Genomic DNA, 20,798 nt, shown 5'->3' with positions numbered 1-20,798 from the left:
TCTCGTACGCGCCGGACGTGGGGGGTGTCCCGCCGGCCCCGCGGGCCCGGTCGGCGGGACGCCCCCCGGGGTTCAGACGGCTGCCAGCTCGCCCTGCACGCGGCGGAGCTTCTTCATGGGGCCGAGCTCGGACTCGTAGACGCGCTTGACGCCGTCGCCGAGGGCGGTCTCGATGGTGCGGATGTCGCGGACGAGACGGGTGAGGCCGCCGGGCTCGACGGAGGCCGCCTGGTCCGAACCCCACATCGCGCGGTCGAGGGTGATGTGCCGCTCGACGAAGGTGGCGCCGAGGGCGACGGCGGCGAGGGTGGTCTGCAGGCCCGTCTCGTGGCCGGAGTAGCCGATCGGAACGTTCGGGTACTCCTCCCGGAGGGTGTTGATCACCCGCAGGTTGAGCTCCTCGGCCTTGGCCGGGTACGTCGAAGTGGCGTGGCAGAGAAGGATGTTGGCACTGCCGAGCACCTCCACCGCGTGCCGGATCTGCTGCGGGGTGGACATGCCCGTGGACAGGACGACGGTGCGGCCGGTGGCGCGCAGGGCGCGCAGCAGCTCGTCGTCGGTGAGCGAGGCGGAGGCCACCTTGTGGGCGGGGACGTCGAACTTCTCCAGGAAGGCGACGGCCTCGGTGTCCCACGGGGAGGCGAACCAGTCGATGCCGCGCTTGGCGCAGTGCTCGTCGATGGCGCGGTACTCGTCCTCGCCGAACTCGACCTTGTGGCGGTAGTCGATGTAGGTCATCCGGCCCCAGGGGGTGTCGCGTTCGATGTCCCACTGGTCGCGCGGGGTGCAGATCTCCGGGGTGCGCTTCTGGAACTTCACGGCGTCGCAGCCGGCATCGGCTGCGGCGTCGATGAGGGCGAAGGCGTTGCCGAGGTCGCCGTTGTGGTTGATGCCGATCTCGCCGACGACGTAGACGGGGCGGCCGGGGCCCGCGGTGCGGGAGCCGAAGGTACGCAGGCGGGGGTCGGGAGTGGTCGTCATGGCAGGGGGCGTCCTTCGGTGCGGGGGTGTACGGGGGGTACGGGGTGTGAGCTGCGGGTCGGGGTGGGTGTCCCGGTCCGGGGCCTGCGGTACGGGGGCCGCGGGGTGCGCTCCGGGGCGCGGGTCGAGCAGGGGGGCGAGCAGGCGGGCGCGGGCCAGGTCGTGCGGGTCGTCGATCTCCAGGACCCGGGCGGGGTCGGTGGCGACGGGGAGGGTGCGGCCGAAGAACCGGTGCCGGGCGGTACGGAAGCCCGCGGCGTCCATGGCGTAGGCGGCGCCCGTCTCCAGCAGGTCCTGCGGCCGGTCCTGGCGCCGGGGCCGGTACGACGCGTCGTGGTTGACGCCGGCCGCGGAGCCCTCGGGCCCCTCCCGCCAGAGGAATCCGTGGAACGGGGCCACGGTCAGGGCCGAGTCGGCCGCCCCGGAGGCGACGGCCACGGCGACCGACTCGACGTCGGAGGTGGCGAGGAAGGGGCTGGTGCACTGGACGAGGAGGACCACGTCCACGGTGAGCGAGTGCAGTTCCTCGAAGGCGGCGAGCGCGTGCAGGACGGCGGCCTCGCTGCTCGCGGTGTCGCCGGAGATCGCGGCGGGGCGGGCGATGACGTCGGCTCCGGCGGTGCGGGCGGCCTCGGCGATGGCCTCGGAGTCGGTGGAGACCACCACGTCGGTGACGGTCGGCGCGGCCCGGCAGGCCAGCACGGCGCGGGCGACGAGCGGGGTGCCGGCGACCTCGGCGAGGTTCTTGCCCGGCACCCCCTTGGAGCCGCCGCGGGCCGGGATGACGGCGAGGACCCTCACAGCTCCCCCAGCCTGCGGATCACCGGGGCCACGCGCTGCACGCCGTGCCGGTAGGCCCCGCGTGCGGCCTCGCGCAGGTGGGCGCGGAGGGTGCGGCGCAGCCGGGACTCGCCCCGGGCCGGGCGCACCGCGCCGGGCAGCGGGGTGCCGTCGGGCGCGAGGTGGTGGCGGGCGAGGATCCCGGGGAGGTACCCGGGGGCGGTGGTGCGCGTGTAGTACGGGGCGGGCGGGGGCAGCCGGGTCGCCGCGAGCAGTCCGGCGACCTTGGCCCGGGCGACGGCGTAGGGGTCGTGCGCCTCGCCCGCGGCGGGCCCGGCGGCCGGATCCTGGGCGGCCGGTGCCGGGCTCGGCGGCGCCGCTCCCGGTGCCGGGCTCGGCGGCGCCGGGAGCACGCCCTGCGCCGCCAGCCACAGCGGGTCGCCGGTCGGCAGGAGACCGGAGTCGAGCTGGTCCCAGGAGGCCAGGCAGCCGGAGCCGAGGAAGTGGTGGTTGCCGAGGGCCTCGCGGATGCCGAGGTCGGTGAGGATCGCCGTCGGGATGGAGCGGTGCAGGGACTCCAGGGCGGCCGTGGAGGAGACGGTGACCAGCAGGTCGGCGCCGTCCAGGACCTCGCCCATGTTCCCGTACACCAGGCGGCAGTTGGCGGGCAGTCCGCCGGGGATCTTCTCCGCGAGCCGCTGGTACGGCTGCTCCTCCAGGTGCGTGGTGTGCTCCCCGGGCTTGCTGCGCAGCTTGATCAGCACCTCCCGGCCGGGGTGCAGCCGGGCGTGTCCGGCGGCTCGTTCCAGCAGGTAGGCGCGGTCGGCGCGGCTCTCGGGCACGGAGGGCTGGACGGCGAAGACCACGGTGTGGGCCCGGCTCCCGGCCGGCTCGTACGGCGCCCCGCCCAGGAAGGGCAGCGCGGTCTCGGTGACGGCGGCGGCGTCCGCGCCGACGCCCTCGTACACGGCGCGGAACCGCTGCGCGTCGTGGCGTGAGTTGGCGAGGACGAGGTCGGCGCCGTGGCGCAGCAGCAGCCCGTCGGCGAGCTTCTCGTACACGACGCCCACGTAGCCGGTGACGAGTACGGGGCGCCGGGCCGGGGCGGGCCACAGGGCGCGGGCCCCGTGCAGGACGGCCTGGACGGCTCCGCCGACGAGCGCGAGGACGACCACGTCGTAGCGCTCGCGTTCGATCTCCGCGAGGAACTCGGCGCAGGTCACCTCGGACAGCCGGTCGGCCCGTACGCCCACCTCTCCGAGCTGGCGGGCGGTGGGGGTGGCCCGGCCGCGCAGCAGGAATCCGGTGAGCTGGTGGTCGGGCACGAGACGGCGGGCGGTGAGCGCACCCCATTTCCATCGCGTGTCGGAATCGGCGAGTACGGCGACGCGTTTGCGTTCTGGCACGCGGCAGAAGCTATTCCGCAATTTCGGTGATCGGCCCAACGACCGCACAACAGCGGGTTAACAACGCGTCGACTGAATGCGAAAGCGCACGGGTTAACTCGCCCGCCCCGCGCCGTTCACATGGAATCCGCATCCGGGCCACGGTGAATGACGGGCGGCGCCCTAATGTCTCGCGGGTGCCCAAGCTCTCTGTTGTCGTGCCGTTCTACAACGTGCAGACATACGCACCGGACGCCCTGAAGAGTCTCGAACTCAACGCCCGGGAGGATTTCGAGTTCCTGCTCGTCGACGACTGCTCGACGGACGGGACGTCCGGCCTGCTGGAACGGGCGGCGCGCGAGCTGCCGGGGGCGGTGCACCTCAGACACGAGCGCAACGGGGGCCTGGCCACCGCGCGGAACACCGGTCTGGACGCGGCCCGCGGCGAATACCTGACGTTCCTGGACGGGGACGACTGGCTGGCACCCGGCCACCTGGCCCGGACCCTGGCTGCCATAGAGGCTCTGAGCTGCGATTTCGTCCGCACCGACCATGTGCGGTGCACGGGGCGGTCGCGGAGCGTGCAGCGCGTGCCCTTCGGCCCCGAGTCGGTGGTCGCCGCCCCGCGCACCGCGATCCTGCCCGCCGACCGGGCCACGTCGGTCGACTATCCGTACGCGTGGGCCGGGATGTACCACCGGCGGCTGCTGGACCGCGGGGTGCTGCACTTCACCGACGGGCTGCGGACCGCGGAGGACCGGCCGTGGATCTGGCGGCTGCACCGGGAGGCCGACTCCTTCGCCGCGGTCGGCCTGCCCGGCGTCTTCTACCGGCGCGGGGTTTCCACCTCATTGACGCAGGTGGGGGACGAACGGCAGCTCGATTTCATCCGCGCATTCGATCAGGTGCTCGCGGAAGTCATCGCCGACCGGGAATCCGACCGGCTGCTCCCCAAAGCCGTCCGAACCTATTGTGCAATTATCGCCCACCATTTCGGGTCCATCGAAAGGTTCGAGCCGGACGTGGCCAAGAAACTCCGCCTGATGAGCTCGGCCGCGCTCGGCCGCATGCCGCAGGACGTACTGGACCAGGTCCTGGACTCGATGGACGACGAACGCTCCACCGTGCTGCGCCGGCTGCGCACCGGCCGCCGGGCCACCCCCGCGGGAGCGGGTGCCTGATGCCCACCCAGATCTTCCTGGCCTCCACCCTCTACGGTGCGGCCACGCTCGCGGCCGGCATCGACGCGGGCTCCTTCCCGCCCGCCGGCCGCCGCATCCTGCTGACCAGCAACCACGCCGTCACCGCCGAGGTCACCCCGGGGGTCACGGACATGCCGGGTTTCGCCGCCCTGCGCTCCCGCTTCGACGAGGTCCTCGACTGGAACCGCGTCATCGAGCCGCAGCACCCGAGCACCTGGGCGCCGCGCGCGGAGGACGTCCCGCTCTGGGAGCGGCAGCTGCGCACGCTGTGGAACCTGGGCGAGGACCGGGTCGAGCTGATCGTGGAGTCCCTGCAGGTCCCGCCGGCCCAGAGCCTGTGCCGGCTCTTCGCGGGCGCGGCCGTCGACGTCTACGCCGACGGGCTCATGAGCTACGGACCCACCCGCTTCCGCCTCGACCCGCAGCTCGGGATGCGGGTCCGGCGGGTGCTCCACCTGGACCTGGTGCCCGGGCTGGAGCCCCTGCTGCTGACGGAGTTCGGGGTGCGGGTCGAGGTGGTGCCGACGGAGCCGTTCCTCAAGGTCCTCGCCGAGCTCGCCGACGCCACCGAGGTGGAGGCCGCCGGGCCGGGCCCGGCCCTCCTGCTGGGCCAGTACCTCTCCGCGCTCGACCTGATGACCCTGGCCGAGGAGGAGGAGCTGCACGTGTCGATGGTCCGGGGCGCGCACGCCCTGGGCCACCGCGAGCTGGTCTTCAAGCCGCACCCCGGCGCCCCGGCCGCGTACTGCCGCCGGGCTGAGGAGGAGGCCGAGCGGCTCGGCGCCCGGCTGACCGTGAGCGCCGCCCCGGTCCTGGCCGAGACCCTCTACCAGCGGCTGCGACCCGCGCTGGTCGTCGGCTGCTTCTCCACCGGACTGCTGACCGCCGCCACGCTGTTCGGGCTCCCGGTGGCCCGGACCGGAACGGACGCGGTGCTGGCCTCCCTGACCCCGTACCCGAACAGCAACCGGGTCCCGCTGGCCCTGGTGGACGCCCTGCTTCCGGACCTCGCCGACGCCGAGGCGGTCCGCGGCTGGACGCCCCCGACCCCCGAGCAGGTCCGGGCGGAGCCGGCCGCCCTGCTCACCGCCGTCGGATTCACCATGCAGCCGCAGATCCTGGCCGCGCGGCGCCCGGCGGCCGAGGCCTACCTGGCCGCGCGGCTGACCCCGCGCACCTGGCGGTACTTCACGCGCCGCCGGCTGACCTACCTGGGCCTGCCGGGCGGCATCCCGGCGCAGCTGTCGTTCCTGCCGCGCAGCCGGGCGGTGCGCCGGGCCGTGCGGCGGATGGGCTGGCTGCGCCGCGTGGTCAGCTGAGGGGTCTCAGCTGACGGCGAGCTTGGCCGCGAAGCCGAGGAAGAGCACGCCCGCGGCCGAGGTGGCCCCGGCCGACAGCCTCTTGCGGCGCCGGAAGGCCGCCGAGAGACGGGTCCCGCCGAAGATCAGCATCGTCAGGTACAGGAAGCTGCCGGTCTGCAGCAGCCCGCCCAGCAGCAGGAAGGACAGGGCCGGGTAGGCGTAGGACGGGTCCACGAACTGCACGAAGAAGGACATCAGGAAGAGGATGGCCTTCGGGTTGAGCAGGCTGATCAGCAGCGCCCGCCGGTAGGGCCGCTCGTTCTCGGCCGGGTCGGCGGGGACGGCCTCCCGTGCCTCGGCCCGCTCCGCGCGCGTGCGCCACAGGGCCCAGGCCCCGCGCATCATGCCCACCGCGAGCCACGCCAGGTAGCCGGCCCCGAGGAACTTCACCACGGTGAACACCAGCGGGCTCGCCCGCAGCAGCGCTCCGGCGCCCACGGCGGTCAGCAGCATGAGCACGGCGTCGCCGGTGAACACCCCGGCGGCGGCCTTGTACCCGGTGCGCACGCCTCGGCGGGCGGCCACGGAGAGTACGTAGAGGGAGTTCGGACCCGGCAGCAGAATGATCAGTACCAGGCCGGCGAGATAAGTCGGAAGATCTGTCACACCCAGCATGCGCAGGAGTGTCGCACAGGGTTGCACCTGTCGCGCCAGTCGGTTTCACCAGGTGGAACCGGTCGGCTCGTAGGTCCCCCAGACCTCCCTCAGCGCGCCGCACACCTCCCCCACCGTGGCCCGGGCGCGCAGCGCCGCCTTCATCGGGTACAGCACGTTCGCCGTCCCCGCCGCCGTCTCCTTCAGGGCCGCGAGGGCCGCCGTCACCGAAGCCCCGTCGCGCTCCGCCCGCAGCCGGGTCAGTGCCGCGCACTGCCGCGCCTCGATCGCCGGGTCCACGCGCAGCGGCTCGTACGGTTCCTCGCGGTCCAGGGTGAAGCGGTTGACCCCGACCACCACCCGCTCCCCGTTCTCGGTCTCCTGCGCGATGCGATAGGCGTTCCGCTCGATCTCGGCCTTCTGGAACCCGGCCTCGATCGCGGCCACCGCCCCGCCCTGGTCCTCGATCCGGCGCATCAGGGCGAGCGCCGCCGCCTCCAGACCGTCCGTCATCCGCTCCACCGCGTACGACCCGGCGAAGGGGTCGACGGTGTGCGGCACGTCCGTCTCGTACGCGAGGACCTGCTGGGTGCGCAGGGCGAGGCGGGCGGACTTCTCGGTCGGGAGCGCGATCGCCTCGTCGAAGGAGTTGGTGTGCAGCGACTGCGTGCCGCCGAGGACGGCGGCCAGGGCCTGCACGGCCACCCGTACGAGATTCAGCTCCGGCTGCTGCGCGGTGAGCTGGACCCCCGCGGTCTGGGTGTGGAAGCGCAGCATCAGCGACTTCGGGTCCCGGGCCCCGAACTCCTCCCGCATGACGCGGGCCCAGATGCGGCGGGCCGCGCGGAACTTCGCGACCTCCTCCAGCAGGGTGGTGCGGGCGACGAAGAAGAAGGAGAGCCGGGGAGCGAACTCGTCCACCGCCATCCCGGCCGCCAGGGCCGTCCGGACGTAGGCGATGCCGTCGGCGAGGGTGAAGGCCACCTCCTGCGCGGGCGAGGCGCCGGCTTCGGCCATGTGGTAGCCGGAGATGGAGATGGTGTTCCACCGGGGCATCTCGGCCCGGCAGTAGCGGAAGGTGTCGGCCGTCAGCCGCAGGGAGGGGCCGGGCGGGAAGATGTACGTCCCGCGCGCGATGTACTCCTTCAGTACGTCGTTCTGGACCGTCCCCGTCAGCTCCGTGCCCGGGATGCCCTGTTCCTCCGCCACCAGCTGGTACAGCAGCAGGAGCAGTGCGGCGGGCGCGTTGATCGTCATCGAGGTGGAGACCCGGTCGAGGGGGATCCCGTCGAACAGCGTCCGCATGTCGTCGAGCGAGTCGACGGCGACGCCGACCTTGCCGACCTCGCCCTGTGCGAGGGGGGCGTCGGAGTCGTGTCCCATCTGGGTCGGCAGGTCGAAGGCCACGGACAGCCCGGTGCCGCCGCCCTCGATGAGCTGCCGGTAGCGGGCGTTGGACTCGGCGGCCGTGCCGAAGCCGGCGTACTGCCGCATCGTCCACGGCCGTCCGGTGTACATGTTGGGATAAATCCCCCGTGTGTAGGGGAATTCACCTGGCTGCCCGAGCTCGGCCGCCGGGTCCCACCCCGTCAGGTCACCCGGTCCGTAGACGGGTTCGACGGGGATTCCGCTCTCGGTGTGTGCCATGTGACGTAGTCCTCCGTGGAGCAAGCGGGCCCGGGACCGGTCGAACCTCCCCGGGCCACCGCCGGGGGTGCCCCCGGCCGCGCATCGCCGCGTAAGGCTGCGGACGGCTGCCGGTCACAATGGCGCAACATCCCGGAGCCGAGTGCAACTGTCCACGCACGCGGAGCATCACCTAGATACACGACGTAGAAACCGGGGGGACTGCAATGCAGCGCCAGAGAGTCATAATCCGCACGATCGGGGTGGCAACCGCCGTCGCACTCGCCGCGACCGCCTGCGGACCGCAGAAGACGGAGCCCGTGGCCTCCGCCTCCTCCGTTTCGTCCTCGCCCACGGCGGGCACCTCCCCCGAAGCCTCCCCCTCCACCGACGACAAGCCCGGCGGGGCCTCGGCGTCGCCGTCCGCCTCCGCCTCCGCCTCCGCCTCCGCGTCGGCTTCCGCGTCGGCCTCCCCTTCGCCCTCGGTGAAGCAGATCATGGCCAACGGCGACGAGAGCGAGCAGGTGCGCGAGCTCCAGGCGCGGCTGCGCCAGCTCAAGCTGATGTCGGTCGCGCCGACCGGTTTCTACGGTTCCAAGACGACCGCCGCGGTCAAGTCCTTCCAGTCGAAGAACGCTCTGAACCCGACCGGTTCGGTCGACGAGGCCACCTGGAAGAAGATCCAGGGCGCCAGCAAGAAGCCCACCGCCGACGAGCTGCGTCCGTCGACGGTCAACGAGGTCGACGCCCCGGACCCGCGCTGCATGACGGGCCGCGTCATGTGCATCAGCAAGGAGAGCCGCACCCTCGCCTGGATGATCGACGGCAAGATCGTCTCGACGATGGACGTGCGCTTCGGCTCCGAGAACACCCCGACCCGTGAGGGCGTGTTCAACGTGGGCTGGAAGGCCAAGGAGTGGACGTCGACGATCTACCACACGCCGATGCCGTACGCGATGTTCTTCAGCGGCGGCCAGGCCGTGCACTACTCGGCCGACTTCGCGGCCCGCGGCTACGCCGGCGCCTCGCACGGCTGCGTCAACGTCCGGGACAAGGGCAAGCTGTCGGCGCTGTTCGACCAGGTGCAGGTCGGCGACAAGGTCGTCGTCTACTGGTGATGCCGCCGCGGCGGGGCCGGGACCGGTGTCCGGTCCCGCGGAGCCCCCTGCGCCCGGGGGCGAGAGGTCGGAAGTAATGGGCGCGGGCAGGGCCGGGGGAACGTGCCCCGCCCGCGCCGGTTGCGCAGAGCCCAGGGGTACGGGGGGAACCCCGGCTCATGCGCGGCCGATGACCAGTCGGCTCGATATGTACTGCGCCGCCGGTTCGAAAAGTGTTACAGGCAGCTCGGCGCATGGATCGGCACGCGCGTCAGCGGCCGGTACGCAGGTCGACGGAACCCCGCGGAATCGCCGGCGTCAGCGTCGGCGCCCGGAGCGTCCCGCCCAGCTGGGTGTCGCTGCGCTTGCCGCCGGCGGAGCCCCCGTCGGCGAGCACCGCCTTGCAGTAGTCCGGAATCCGGGTGAGGCCGTTGGCCAGGCGCGAGAGCCGCTCACGGCGGGTCTCGTCGAGCCGGCCGGCCTTGAACTCCTTGCACAGGTCGGCGACCCCCAGACGGTTCTCGCCGTCGCGGTCGCGGTCCCTGCCACCCGTGTCGCCGCCGCCGAAGGTGTCCCGGTCGCCGTCCTTGGCACCCGTACCGCCCACGGCGGCCGTGCCGCCCTGGAGGTCCTTGCCCGAGCCGGCCGTCGCCGACGAGCCCGAGGAGGTTCCGGCGCTCGCGCCGGAACCGGGTGTCGCCGCACGCCCGTCCGTACCGGGCGGCTGCACCGTACCCGCGGCGGCCGTCGGATTCGAGCCACTCGACAGCGGGGTGGGCGTCGGTTTCGGAGTGGCGCTCGGAGCTCCGCTGCCGACGCCCGGGGCCGGATCCTCGCCCGCGCTCACGGACATCGCCGGACCGGGTCCCGCGCTGTCGTGCCCGGACCGCTCCAGCAGCCCGGCGCCTGCCGCGGCCGCCAGTCCGCCGACGGCGACACTGGCCAGGGCCGCCGCCAGGCCGAAGCCCACGGCCCGGCCGCGCCGGCGGGCGGGTGCGGGAACGACGGCATGGCCGAGGTCGACCAGGGGTTCTGTGGACACGGCCGCCACGGAAGAAGCCACGGAAGAAGCCTCGGAAGGCGCCGTGGAAGGGCGCGCGCCACCGCGCGCCGCGCGGAAGGCGGCCAGGGCCGCGGCCTCACCGGGCAGTTCCGCGCCCGCGGGCAGCGAGCAGGTCACGCCGCCCAGGGCGTCCAGGGCGGCACGCAGCCGGGCGGCCTCGTCGCGGGCACGCTGACCGGCGGCGGGGCCCACAGGTTCCACCGGTTCGCCGCGCAGCAGTTTTTCCGCCGCGACTTCGTCCAGCCACCTGTCGCGCTCGTCGGCCATCACATGTCCTTCTGCGTCCGCCAACGTGAATCCGTCACACCGGTTTGTTCTGCGAAGCCCCCGCTCCGGCCACGCTGCGCGGGTACGGCGTCGAGATCCCTCCCGCCCCCGCCGCCCCATGCCTGGCCACGGGCATTATGGCCGACCACCGGGCCCGGTTCCGAGCCGGTGTCCGGGACCGGCTCGAAGCCGCCCTCCGGACCGAGCAGCTCGGCCAGTTTCTTCAGGCCCCGGTGGGCCGCGGTCCGTACCGCGCCGGGCCGCTTGCCCAGGGTCTCGGCCGCGCTCTTGGCGTCCAGCCCCACCACGACGCGCAGGACGACGGCCTCGGCCTGGTCCTGCGGAAGCTGCGCGATGAGCGCCATGGTCCGCCCGGTGGAGAGGGACTCCATGGCCGCGCCCGCTGTGTCGGACTCGGCGGCCCAGCTCGTCAGCTCGGTGTCGTCGCCGCCGATGGCGGGCCGGCGGCCGCGCATCCGTATGTGGTCGAGGGCGCGGTTGCGTGCGATACGGGCCGCCCAGCCGCGGAAGCGGTCGGCGTCGCCGGTGAAGGAGTCGAGGTCGCGGGCGATCTGCAGCCAGGCTTCCGAGGTCACGTCCTCCGCGTCGCCGTCCCCGACGAGCGTGCGTACGTACCCCAGCAGCCGTGGGTGCACGGCGCGGTACACAGCACGGAACGCGTTCTCGTCGCCGTCCTGTGCCGCGAGCACCGCGGCGGTCAGCTCCGCGTCGTCCCCCAGCAAAGTCCCCAACCCGTTCACTGTCCTGTACGTGTGGCGCAAATCAGCACGTTACGGCTTTCAAGCACCTCTCGTCCACGAGTGATACAACGCGCAACCAATCCTGTGCGGAGCGAGGTGTGACACAAAACGCACCCGAGGCGCTGAGAGGGGTACGGGCTTGTCGCACGAGCCCGTGACGGATGGCGGCCGGGGCCTCTCCTGTGGGGGGTGGCGGCCTCGGTCGCCCTCCCCTTCCCGGGCCCCTCACCATGCCTGCCCGTGGCGCTCACGTCATCCTTTCGGCTCACTTCCGGGTGAAATCCCCGAATCGGTACGACACACCCTGCCCTGCGTCGATAGCGTTGCGGTACACCCCCGCCGCGCCCCGAGGAGCCCCGCGCTGTCCAGCCACCTTCCGGCACAGGCCCCGGGGCGCACCTCCCGGACCGGATCCCAGGGAAGCTCCGACCCTCCGCACGGCTTCGGACTGGCTCGGTTCAACACCCTGTCCCCCGAAACCGCCCGGGCCGTCCTGCTGCACTGCTGCGGGAGCCGTCGCTGGGCCCACCGGGTGGCGGCGCACCGCCCCTACCCGGATCCCGGGGCCCTGCTCGCCGCCGCCGACGAGGCCTCGTACGACCTCTCGCAGGGCGACCTCAGCGAGGCGCTGGCCGCGGAGTGCTCGGCGGAGCTGGACCACGGGGCTCCGTACGCGGCGCTGCTGGCCCTCGACGCGGCCCACGCGGAGTACGAACGGAAGTTCGGCCACGCCTTCGTGATCTGCCTCGACGGGTACCCGCCGGAGGAGCAGGCCGACCAGCTGCTGGGTGCGATCCGCCGCCGGATGGCCCACGAGGTCGACGAGGAGCGCTCGATCTCCGCGGACGAGCTGCGCCGTGTCGCGCAGGCCCGGCTGCGGGATCTGACACGCTGGCTGACCTCGCCCGATGGGCTGACTGCCACGGAAATCGGGCTATTCGCCCCTGTGGGATAGCCCGTCCGTGCCTGTTTGATCACACCGATGGACCCCGCGCAAGGGAACCGACAAAGCGTCGCTACGATGTCCGGGGCCGGTGGACCGTACCCGGCCGGGCCCGACCGACAAAGAAGCCGGCTGGCCCCCGCCCCGCTTCCGGAGGGTTTTCCGTGCCGGCTGGAACGTTGTACCGCGGCCGGGAAGGAATGTGGTCCTGGGTGGCTCATCGAGTCACCGGCGTCCTCATCTTCTTCTTCCTGTTCGTACACGTCCTCGACACCGCTCTCGTCCGCGTCTCCCCCGAGGCGTACGACGATGTCGTGGCTACCTACAAGACTCCGATCGTCGCGCTGCTGGAGTACGGCCTCGTCGCCGCCATCCTGTTCCACGCGCTCAACGGTCTCCGTGTCATCGCCGTGGACTTCTGGTCCAAGGGACCGCGCTACCAGAAGCAGATGCTCTGGACCGTCGTGATCACCTGGATCGTGCTGATGGGCGGGGCCCTCTACCCCGTCCTGGGCCACGCCTACCTTGAACTGTTCGGGAAGTGACACGCATGTCTTCTGACACTTCTTTCGACAAGGGCATCGGTGACGTCGAGGGCGTGTCCCTCTACGACGTCGACAACCCGGCGCCTTACATCGAGGCCCCGCGCAAGCGGACCGGCAAGACCCCGCGCTCGACCCGCGGCAACTTCGAGATGGTCGCGTGGCTCTTCATGCGCCTCTCGGGCATCGTGCTCGTCGTCCTGGTCATCGGCCACCTGCTGATCCAGCTGGTGCTCGACGGCGGCGTGTCCAAGATCGGCTTCGCCTTCGTGGCCGGCCGCTGGGCGTCCCCGTTCTGGCAGGTCTGGGACCTGCTGATGCTGTGGCTGGCCATGCTGCACGGCGCCAACGGCCTGCGTACCGTCATCAACGACTACGCGGAGCGCGCCAACACGCGGCTGTGGCTGAAGGGCCTGCTCTACACCGCCACGGTGTTCACCATCCTTCTGGGCACGCTGGTGATCTTCACCTTCGACCCGAACATCCGCTAGGCAACGGGGCTGAGGCGAAACCAATGAAGATCCACAAGTACGACACCGTCATCGTCGGCGCGGGTGGCGCGGGCATGCGCGCCGCCATCGAGTCGACGAAGCGCAGCCGCACCGCGGTGCTGACGAAGCTCTACCCCACCCGCTCCCACACGGGCGCCGCGCAGGGCGGCATGGCCGCCGCGCTGGCCAACGTGGAAGAGGACAACTGGGAGTGGCACACCTTCGACACGGTCAAGGGTGGTGACTACCTGGTCGACCAGGACGCCGCCGAGATCCTGGCGAAGGAGGCCATCGACGCGGTCCTCGACCTGGAGAAGATGGGCCTGCCGTTCAACCGCACCCCGGACGGCACCATCGACCAGCGCCGCTTCGGCGGCCACTCGCGCAACCACGGCGAGGCGCCGGTCCGCCGGTCCTGCTACGCCGCGGACCGCACCGGTCACATGATCCTCCAGACGCTGTACCAGAACTGCGTCAAGGAGGGCGTGGAGTTCTTCAACGAGTTCTACGTCCTGGACCAGCTCCTGGTCGAGGAGGACGGCGTCAAGAAGTCGGCCGGTGTGGTCGCGTACGAGCTCGCCACCGGCGAGATCCACGTGTTCCAGGCCAAGGCCGTCATCTACGCCTCCGGCGGCACCGGCAAGTTCTTCAAGGTGACCTCCAACGCGCACACCCTCACGGGTGACGGCCAGGCGGCCTGCTACCGCCGCGGCCTGCCGCTGGAGGACATGGAGTTCTTCCAGTTCCACCCGACGGGCATCTGGCGCATGGGCATCCTGCTGACGGAGGGCGCCCGCGGTGAGGGCGGCATCCTCCGCAACAAGGACGGCGAGCGCTTCATGGAGAAGTACGCGCCGGTCATGAAGGACCTCGCGTCCCGTGACGTCGTCTCGCGCTCCATCTACACCGAGATCCGTGAGGGCCGCGGCTGCGGTCCGGCCGGTGACCACGTGTACCTGGACCTCACGCACCTCCCGCCGGAGCAGCTCGACGCGAAGCTCCCGGACATCACCGAGTTCGCGCGCACCTACCTGGGCATCGAGCCGTACACGGACCCGATCCCGATCCAGCCCACCGCGCACTACGCCATGGGCGGCATCCCGACCAACGTCGAGGGTGAGGTCCTGGCGGACAACACCACCGTCGTCCCGGGCCTGTACGCGGCCGGCGAGGTCGCGTGCGTGTCGGTGCACGGCGCCAACCGCCTCGGCACCAACTCGCTGCTGGACATCAACGTCTTCGGCAAGCGCTCCGGCATCGCCGCAGCCAAGTACTCCCAGGAGAACGACTTCGTCGAGCTCCCGGAGAACCCGGCACAGCTCGTCGCGGACCAGGTCGAGCGCCTGCGCAACTCCACGGGCAACGAGCGGGTCGCCGACCTGCGTCTGGAGCTCCAGGAGACGATGGACGCGTGCGTGATGGTGTTCCGTACGGAGCAGACCATCAAGACCGCGGTCGAGAAGATCGCGGAACTGCGCGAGCGCTACAAGAACGTGTCCGTCCAGGACAAGGGCAAGCGCTTCAACACGGACCTGCTGGAGGCCATCGAGCTGGGCAACCTGCTCGACCTGGCCGAGGTCATGGCCGTGTCCGCGCTGGCGCGCAAGGAGTCCCGCGGCGGTCACTACCGCGAGGACTACCCCAACCGCGACGACGTCAACTTCATGCGCCACACCATGGCGTACCGCGAGGTCGGCGATGACGGCAAGGACTCCGTCCGGCTGGACTACAAGCCTGTCGTCGTCACCCGCTACCAGCCGATGGAGCGTAAGTACTGATGGCCACCCCGACCCTGGACAAGATGGAGGCCGCGGCCGCGGCCTCGCCCTTCATCACGGTCACCTTCCGGATCCGCCGCTTCAACCCGGAGATCTCGGAAGAGTCGATCTGGCAGGACTTCCAGATCGAGATCGACCCGAAGGAGCGCGTGCTCGACGGTCTCCACAAGATCAAGTGGGACCTCGACGGCACGCTGACCTTCCGCCGCTCGTGCGCGCACGGCATCTGCGGCTCCGACGCGATGCGGATCAACGGCAAGAACAGGCTCGCCTGCAAGACGCTGATCAAGGACATCAACCCGGAGAAGCCGATCACCATCGAGGCCATCAAGGGCCTCACGGTGATGAAGGACCTCGTCGTCGACATGGAGCCCTTCTTCCAGGCGTACCGCGACGTCATGCCGTTCCTGGTCACCAAGGGCAACGAGCCGACGCGCGAGCGCCTGCAGTCCGCCGAGGACCGCGAGCGCTTCGACGACACCACCAAGTGCATCCTGTGCGCCGCGTGCACGTCCTCGTGCCCGGTGTTCTGGAACGACGGCCAGTACTTCGGCCCGGCGGCGATCGTCAACGCGCACCGCTTCATCTTCGACTCGCGTGACGAGGCCGGCGAGCAGCGGCTGGAGATCCTGAACGACAAGGACGGCGTGTGGCGCTGCCGCACGACCTTCAACTGCACCGACGCGTGCCCGCGTGGCATCGAGGTCACGAAGGCGATCCAGGAAGTCAAGCGTGCGCTGATCACGCGCCGCTTCTGACCTGCGGGTCCCTGCCTGTACGAGGGCCCCGTCCCCGGTTCGTCCGGGGGCGGGGCCCTCGCCGTACCCTCCGGGCCCGTCAGCCGCGGATCTGGCTGGTGATCGTCGGATCGGTGATCTCGGTGTCCTTCGCGAGGAGCATCGCCTTGGAGAGGATGACGGCGAGGGTGCGGTCCCCCTCGAAGGGCAGATGGCCGGTCTCGGGGACGGCGCCGCCGGAGGCGCCCGGCACGATGCACAGGTACCGGTCGTTCGGCGTCATCAGGACGTTGCCCGAGCCGAGGTGGATCTTGTACGTGCGCAGTTCGCCCCGCACGTGCAGGAAGCGGCCCTCGACGGTGCAGCGGCCTGCGATGGCCAGCCGCGGCACCAGCCGCTCCAGCAGCACCCGCCTGGTCTCGGCGCTCTGGTTCAGCTCACCCAGACCCTGCGAGGTCCAGTAGTCGCGCAGGTGCCCCTCGGGTCCGCCGTCGGACCAGGCCGGATCGTTGGCGATGCCGGCCACGCCGACGAAGAGGTCGACGTCCCGCAGCACCTCGCTCAGCACCAGCGCCGGTATCCGGGTGAGCGGCAGCGGGTCGACGGGGTCCCGGCCGTCGCCGACGTGCATCCGGTACTCGCCGCCGTACGCGCTCGCCTCGTTCTGCGGGGCGTCGACCGGGTAGAAGCGCACCTGGTCGGTCCGCAGCCGCAGGTAGCTCCCGGACTCGGTGGTGTCGAGCCCGTACTCGTGCCCGTCGCCCTCGATCCAGTATTCGGCGCGCAGCCCCCAGTGCGGCAGCTCGCGGGTGGCCGGCGGGGCGTCGTCGTTCACGCACAGGCGCAGCTTGTTGTGCCAGCCCCGGGCCGCCGCCAGCGAGTGGAACTGGTGCTGGCGCAGGACGTGCGCGGCGAAGCGGTTGGAGTAGGTGCCCGTGCTCCGCTCGGCGTCGGTCAGCAGGTACACCTCGCGGTGGGCCTGCTTGAAGGGCTGCGTCACCTCGTACCGCTCCAGCCAGTGCCGCCAGGCGACCACCTCCGCGGGCTCCCGGCCGACCGGGTGCCACAGCTCGACGGTGGCCCGCGCGGTGTCCTGGTCCAGGGGTGCGCCCGTCAGCGTGCGCAGCCGGCCGTCCGCGAATCCGACGGCCGTGCCGTCCACGGTCCAGATCAGCCGCCGTGCCAGGGTCCCGACCAGCGGGTGGTCGAGGTAGCACGCGCGCCACTGCCCGTACGCCCACCTGCGCATGGCCAGGAACTGTCCGTCCAGCCGCTCGGCCTGCGCGGACAGGGTCCTGTCGATGTCCTTGACGGTGGCCTTGAGCTGCCCCAGTTCCTCGGCGTGGTCCCGGCGTACGGCGGCGGGGACGCTCTTGAGCTGCTTGCCCGCGCCGTTGCGCCAGCCGAGCACGGCCCTGGTGCCGCGCACCTCCAGCAGTGCGGTCGCCGCGCCCAGCCGGAACCCGGCCCGGCCCACCTCGGTCAGCCCGTGGGCGGGAACGGCCAGTTCCTCGATCTCCTCGCGGCTCAGGCCGAGAGAGGCGGCCCGTGCGCCCAGGGCCGCGTCGACGAGCTTGGCGGTGCCCTTGTACGTCACCCGGGTTCCCAGGCGCGCCAGTTCGGCGAGGGCGGCGTCGCCCTCCATCCGGGCCAGGGAGTTGACGGCGGCGTTGGCCACCTTGGGGTTGCGCGGTCCCATGCCGGCGGCCTTGCGCAGCGCGCTCTCCGCCAGTGCGCCGAGTGCGCGGACCGCGTCGGGGTGCGGCGGGAGGAAGGACAGCATCCAGGCCAGTCCGCGCAGGGCGTTGGCGTTGAAGGGGTCGAAGGCGTTGTTGACGTCCGGTTCGTGCGGGCCTCGCTCCAGCTCGATGGTCCGGGGGCGCCCGACGAGGGCGAGCCAGGCCACCACGGCCTCGCGCGCGACGTCGCCGCCGACGCGGCCGAGGACCGCCCGGGCGCCCTTCTCCCAGGCGGCGGAGGGCTTGGCGGCCTTGGCGGTCAGCGCGTACGCGAGCAGTTCGTGCCACCGCTCGTCCGCCATCGCCCGCTCCGCCCATTCCTCTCCGGCGTTGAGCACGGGCGCGGTGAGCCGGGCGGCGAACTCGGCGAGGGGGCCGGTGCCGTCCGCGCTCATGGCGCTGCGCCGGACGGCCGCGACGACGGCCGGTGCGAGCGTGTGCCCGGCGGCGATCTCGGCCATGGCGAAGGCCTCGTACCGGTCCGCGTACCAGAAGCAGTAGGTCCGGGAGATGTTCTCCAGCTGGGCGGCCCGCTCCCCGGCGAGCGGGAGACCGTCCAGGCCCTGGCCGACGAGCACGATCTGCGTCAGCAGCTCCACCTGCACCGGCTCCGTGTCGCACTGCCTCCGGTACCGGGCGGCGATCTCCTCCAGCAGCAGGCGCCGGTCCGGCTCCGGAAGCCGGCGCAGCTCGTCGAGGTGCCGCTCGTAGACGCGGCGGGGGGTGCTGCGGGCCAGGGCCGTACGGAGGAACCCGCGGGCCGTCACCGCGACGTCCTGCGCCATCAGCCACCCACCAGCGCGACGAGCTTCAGGAAGGTGACCTCGACACCGGGTGGCAGGAGGACCTCCTCGTCCAGGCCGGTGATCTGACGGTCGCCGACCAGCACGAGGAAGCCGTTGCGCTCGAACGCCCTCAGGGCCAGCTCGGTCTGCTTCTGCGGGTCGATGCGGCGCGGCGTCCGCAGGGCGTACCCGTTCGGACTCCGCTCGGCGCCCTCCGGACGCACCAGCCCCTGGAAGACCTCGGAGTGCCGAGCGTGGTACTCCGCGACCTCCTGGAAGACCCTGCGCCGGATCAGTTCGCGCAGGGCGAGCCGCTCCTCGGCCACATCGAGCACCCAGCCGTCCCCGCGGCTGCCGCCGGTCGTCTCGTCGACGAAGGTCACCGTTCCCATACGGCCGACAGTAGGGGTGAGCACTGACATTGATGCTGATACTCAGGTTCCGGTGGTCGTGGCTCGGGCACTGACTGACGCCCTGCTGGGTTGTCCTCCGGTTGTTCTGTCCGGCCGCCGGGACCTGTTCTCACGGCTCCGGCCGGGCGGAACATGACCTGATAGGAGCTTGGTCAGAAGCCCCCTCAATGTCCTGTCTGCGCCACCCGGCCGGTGCCCACCTCCGGTTGGGAAGGCATCATCAGCATGACATCAGAGGCTGCGCAGGACATCGCGGACCAGGATGTGTTCGGCGGGGTCGACTCCCATGCCGACACCGTCCACGTCGCGGTCATCAGCGACAACGGCGGCCGCCTCGCAGACGCCGAGTTCACCACCACCGCTGCCGGATACGCCGCGGCCCTGGCGTTCCTGGATGCCCACGGCCAGGTGATCACGATCGGCGTGGAAGGCACCTCCTCATACGGCGCCGGCTTCACCCGCGCCGCACGCAAACACGGGCACGCGGTCGTCGAGGTCAACCGTCCCGACCGCGCCGAACGCCGTCGCATCGGCAAGTCCGACCCCATCGACGCCTACGCCGCCGCCCGCGCCGTCATGTCCGGACGGGCCTCCAGTGCGCCCAAGGACGACACCGTCGCCGGCATACGCGCCCTGCACAATGCCGCCCGCTCCGCAGTCAAGGCCCGCACCGCTGCCCTGAACCAGATCACCCACATCCTCTTCACCGCGCCCGAGAGCATCCGCGCCAAATACGGGCAGCTCAGCGGAACGGACCGCACCAATGCGCTGGCCCGGCTGCGACCGGCCGGGGACGCGGTCCACACCGCAGTCCTCGCCGCGCTCAAGATCCTCGCCCGGCGCGTCAAAGAGCTGACCGCCGAGCACGCGACCCTGACCAAAGCCCTGGACAGCGAGGCCACCGTCCAGAACCCGGGTCTGCGGGCCGCCTACGGAGTCGGCCCCGACACCGCGGCCCAACTGCTGATCACGGCGGGAGGCAACCCCGAACGCATGCGGACCGAGGCCTCCTTCGCCGCCCTTTGCGGAGCCGCACCGGTCCCCGCGTCCAGCGGCCGGACGAACCGGCACCGCCTCTCACGAGGAGGCGACCGGGCCGCCAACGCCGCCCTCTACCGCATCGCCCTGGTCCGCATGTCCAGCGATTCCCGCACCCGCGAGTACGTGGCACGCCAGACCGCCGCCGGCCGCACGAAGAGGGAGATCATCCGACTCCTGAAGCGAGCCATCGCCCGGGAGATATTCCGCTGCCTGACCACCACGGTCACCGTCCCCGCCATCGCCGATCTGAGACCTCTGCGGCAGTCCAAGAACATCACACTCACCGCCGCCGCACGCCACTTCGGCCTCTGGCCGGCCACCATCTCCACCCTCGAACGCGGAATCCGTCGAGACGACGACCTCGCCCACGCCTACCGGGACTGGCTCACCGCTGCTTGACAGTCAATAGGAGCATCAACGGGCCGTGCGGGCCGCGGCGGCGGTCAGGGGCCCTTCAGGCACGGGCCGCTCCACGAGCGGGGTGTCCGCCACCGGGGGCGGGCGCCGCACGGTCGGCCGCTCCCGCCTTCCGGCAAGCGGGCACGGCACGTTGACGCGTGGTCACCTCTCGAAGCTGCTCGCCGCGGCGTCCTGACCTGGTTGCGGGACCGGGGGTACAGGGGGGAAGCCCCTGTGGAAGGATCGGCTGCATGAGCGAGCAGCAGCCGAATCCGTACACGAGCGACCCCGCCGGCCAGGGCGGTCAGCCCGGCACGCCCGCCTCGCCCGGCCAGGGTGACTACAAGTGGGGTCCCGGTGAGGCCAGTTACGGCTACCCGCAGCCCTACCCGGCGCCCCCGGCCTACCAGCCGACCATCGCCGGCGCGGGCATCCCGGCCCCCGCCCACCACGCCGCCCCGGTCGGCGCGGCCGGTCTGTCCCTGGGCGACATCACCATCGCCGGGGACCAGATCATCACCCCTTCGGGCAACATGCCGCTGAGGGGCGCGATGTGGAACGCGACCGACTTCTCGCGCACCGAGGAGAAGATCCCGCCGCACGCGATCGTGCTCGCGATCGTCTTCTTCCTCTTCTGCCTGCTCGGTCTGCTGTTCCTGCTGATGAAGCAGAAGACCACCACCGGCTACATCCAGGTCACGGTCACCAGCGGCGGCCGCCACCACTCCACGATGATCCCGGCCGTGGACGCGTACACCTACCAGTGGGTGATGTCCCAGGTGAACCAGGCGCGCGCCCTGAGCATGTAGGGGA

At 71.6% G+C, this 20,798-nt stretch carries 18 protein-coding genes and 1 pseudogene; 10 read left to right on the top strand and 9 right to left on the bottom strand.

The genetic code is table 11. The features are described 5' to 3' along the window. Positions 1 to 72 precede the first annotated feature (72 nt). The 3 genes and pseudogenes from DEJ51_RS35155 to DEJ51_RS20570 all read right to left on the bottom strand — a co-directional run bounded on the left by DEJ51_RS35155 (position 73) and on the right by DEJ51_RS20570 (position 3,167). Positions 73 to 981 (bottom strand): N-acetylneuraminate synthase family protein, encoded by a 909-nt coding sequence (locus DEJ51_RS35155; RefSeq protein WP_223836194.1) that lies wholly within the window; start codon positions 979 to 981, stop codon positions 73 to 75. Positions 982 to 1,416: 435 nt separating this feature from the next. Continuing rightward, positions 1,417 to 1,782: pseudogene (locus tag DEJ51_RS35150) on the bottom strand (cytidylyltransferase domain-containing protein); the annotation flags it as partial. After that, positions 1,779 to 3,167, bottom strand: a complete 1,389-nt coding sequence (locus tag DEJ51_RS20570) for a DUF6716 putative glycosyltransferase (RefSeq protein ID WP_150258881.1) — start codon at positions 3,165 to 3,167, stop codon at positions 1,779 to 1,781. The gene DEJ51_RS20570 and the pseudogene DEJ51_RS35150, both read right to left, overlap by 4 nt. A 176-nt stretch (positions 3,168 to 3,343) precedes the next feature. On the opposite strand from DEJ51_RS20570, the gene DEJ51_RS20565 reads away from it, so the two are divergent. Both DEJ51_RS20565 and DEJ51_RS20560 read left to right on the top strand, forming a co-directional pair. Next, positions 3,344 to 4,327: a glycosyltransferase family 2 protein gene (locus DEJ51_RS20565; RefSeq protein ID WP_150258880.1), complete on the top strand. Its 984-nt coding sequence runs from the start codon at positions 3,344 to 3,346 to the stop codon at positions 4,325 to 4,327. After that, entirely contained in the window at positions 4,327 to 5,667 is a 1,341-nt protein-coding gene (locus DEJ51_RS20560; protein ID WP_150258879.1) for a polysialyltransferase family glycosyltransferase, read from the top strand. The genes DEJ51_RS20565 and DEJ51_RS20560 overlap by 1 nt, the downstream gene beginning before the upstream one ends. 6 nt (positions 5,668 to 5,673) lie before the next feature. Here DEJ51_RS20560 and leuE read toward each other — a convergent pair whose 3' ends face one another. Continuing rightward, complete coding sequence (leuE, locus tag DEJ51_RS20555) at positions 5,674 to 6,324, bottom strand: leucine efflux protein LeuE (protein WP_150258878.1); 651 nt, start codon at positions 6,322 to 6,324, stop codon at positions 5,674 to 5,676. A 45-nt stretch (positions 6,325 to 6,369) separates the two neighbouring features. Continuing rightward, a complete protein-coding gene (locus DEJ51_RS20550; RefSeq protein ID WP_150258877.1) occupies positions 6,370 to 7,950 on the bottom strand; it encodes a methylmalonyl-CoA mutase in 1,581 nt (526 codons plus the stop codon). Positions 7,951 to 8,156: 206 nt separating this feature from the next. On the opposite strand from DEJ51_RS20550, the gene DEJ51_RS20545 reads away from it, so the two are divergent. Continuing rightward, positions 8,157 to 9,047, top strand: a complete 891-nt coding sequence (locus DEJ51_RS20545) for a L,D-transpeptidase family protein (RefSeq protein WP_150258876.1) — start codon at positions 8,157 to 8,159, stop codon at positions 9,045 to 9,047. Positions 9,048 to 9,297: 250 nt separating this feature from the next. Here DEJ51_RS20545 and DEJ51_RS35585 read toward each other — a convergent pair whose 3' ends face one another. Next, complete coding sequence (locus DEJ51_RS35585) at positions 9,298 to 10,356, bottom strand: hypothetical protein (protein WP_150258875.1); 1,059 nt, start codon at positions 10,354 to 10,356, stop codon at positions 9,298 to 9,300. Next, entirely contained in the window at positions 10,356 to 11,099 is a 744-nt protein-coding gene (locus tag DEJ51_RS20535; protein ID WP_150262045.1) for an RNA polymerase sigma factor, read from the bottom strand. Before DEJ51_RS20535 ends, DEJ51_RS35585 begins: the two co-directional genes overlap by 1 nt. A gap of 466 nt (positions 11,100 to 11,565) precedes the next feature. Between DEJ51_RS20535 and DEJ51_RS20530 the strand changes: the two genes are divergently transcribed. From DEJ51_RS20530 to DEJ51_RS20510, 5 genes are all read left to right on the top strand, one after another. Continuing rightward, positions 11,566 to 12,072, top strand: a complete 507-nt coding sequence (locus DEJ51_RS20530) for a 2-oxo-4-hydroxy-4-carboxy-5-ureidoimidazoline decarboxylase (RefSeq protein WP_223836193.1) — start codon at positions 11,566 to 11,568, stop codon at positions 12,070 to 12,072. A 152-nt stretch (positions 12,073 to 12,224) separates the two neighbouring features. Beyond that, entirely contained in the window at positions 12,225 to 12,605 is a 381-nt protein-coding gene (gene sdhC, locus DEJ51_RS20525) for a succinate dehydrogenase, cytochrome b556 subunit (protein ID WP_078909238.1), read from the top strand. Between the two features lie 5 nt (positions 12,606 to 12,610). Continuing rightward, on the top strand, positions 12,611 to 13,093 hold the full coding sequence (locus DEJ51_RS20520) for a succinate dehydrogenase hydrophobic membrane anchor subunit (RefSeq protein WP_150258874.1): 483 nt from the start codon (positions 12,611 to 12,613) through the stop codon (positions 13,091 to 13,093). 23 nt (positions 13,094 to 13,116) lie between these two features. Further along, positions 13,117 to 14,871 (top strand): succinate dehydrogenase flavoprotein subunit, encoded by a 1,755-nt coding sequence (gene sdhA, locus DEJ51_RS20515; protein ID WP_150258873.1) that lies wholly within the window; start codon positions 13,117 to 13,119, stop codon positions 14,869 to 14,871. Continuing rightward, positions 14,871 to 15,629: a succinate dehydrogenase iron-sulfur subunit gene (locus DEJ51_RS20510; protein ID WP_150258872.1), complete on the top strand. Its 759-nt coding sequence runs from the start codon at positions 14,871 to 14,873 to the stop codon at positions 15,627 to 15,629. The genes sdhA and DEJ51_RS20510 overlap by 1 nt, the downstream gene beginning before the upstream one ends. A gap of 79 nt (positions 15,630 to 15,708) precedes the next feature. Here DEJ51_RS20510 and DEJ51_RS20505 read toward each other — a convergent pair whose 3' ends face one another. Together DEJ51_RS20505 and DEJ51_RS20500 are read right to left on the bottom strand one after the other, a co-directional pair. Beyond that, positions 15,709 to 18,132: a DUF4132 domain-containing protein gene (locus tag DEJ51_RS20505; protein WP_150258871.1), complete on the bottom strand. Its 2,424-nt coding sequence runs from the start codon at positions 18,130 to 18,132 to the stop codon at positions 15,709 to 15,711. Continuing rightward, positions 18,132 to 18,524 carry a hypothetical protein gene (locus tag DEJ51_RS20500; RefSeq protein ID WP_150258870.1) on the bottom strand — a complete coding sequence of 131 codons (393 nt, stop codon included), beginning with the start codon at positions 18,522 to 18,524 and terminating at the stop codon, positions 18,132 to 18,134. The genes DEJ51_RS20505 and DEJ51_RS20500 overlap by 1 nt, the downstream gene beginning before the upstream one ends. Before the next feature lie 246 nt (positions 18,525 to 18,770). On the opposite strand from DEJ51_RS20500, the gene DEJ51_RS20495 reads away from it, so the two are divergent. Together DEJ51_RS20495 and DEJ51_RS20490 are read left to right on the top strand one after the other, a co-directional pair. Beyond that, on the top strand, positions 18,771 to 19,985 hold the full coding sequence (locus DEJ51_RS20495; RefSeq protein ID WP_150257863.1) for an IS110 family transposase: 1,215 nt from the start codon (positions 18,771 to 18,773) through the stop codon (positions 19,983 to 19,985). Between the two features lie 251 nt (positions 19,986 to 20,236). Continuing rightward, positions 20,237 to 20,794: a hypothetical protein gene (locus tag DEJ51_RS20490; RefSeq protein WP_150258869.1), complete on the top strand. Its 558-nt coding sequence runs from the start codon at positions 20,237 to 20,239 to the stop codon at positions 20,792 to 20,794. Positions 20,795 to 20,798: the final 4 nt, after the last annotated feature.

This window comes from Streptomyces venezuelae (assembly GCF_008642275.1).
GTDB classification, from domain to species: Bacteria; Actinomycetota; Actinomycetes; order Streptomycetales; family Streptomycetaceae; genus Streptomyces; species Streptomyces venezuelae_E.
The sequence above is the reverse complement of the archived record's forward strand: the minus strand, read 5'-3'. Positions and strand labels throughout refer to the sequence as shown.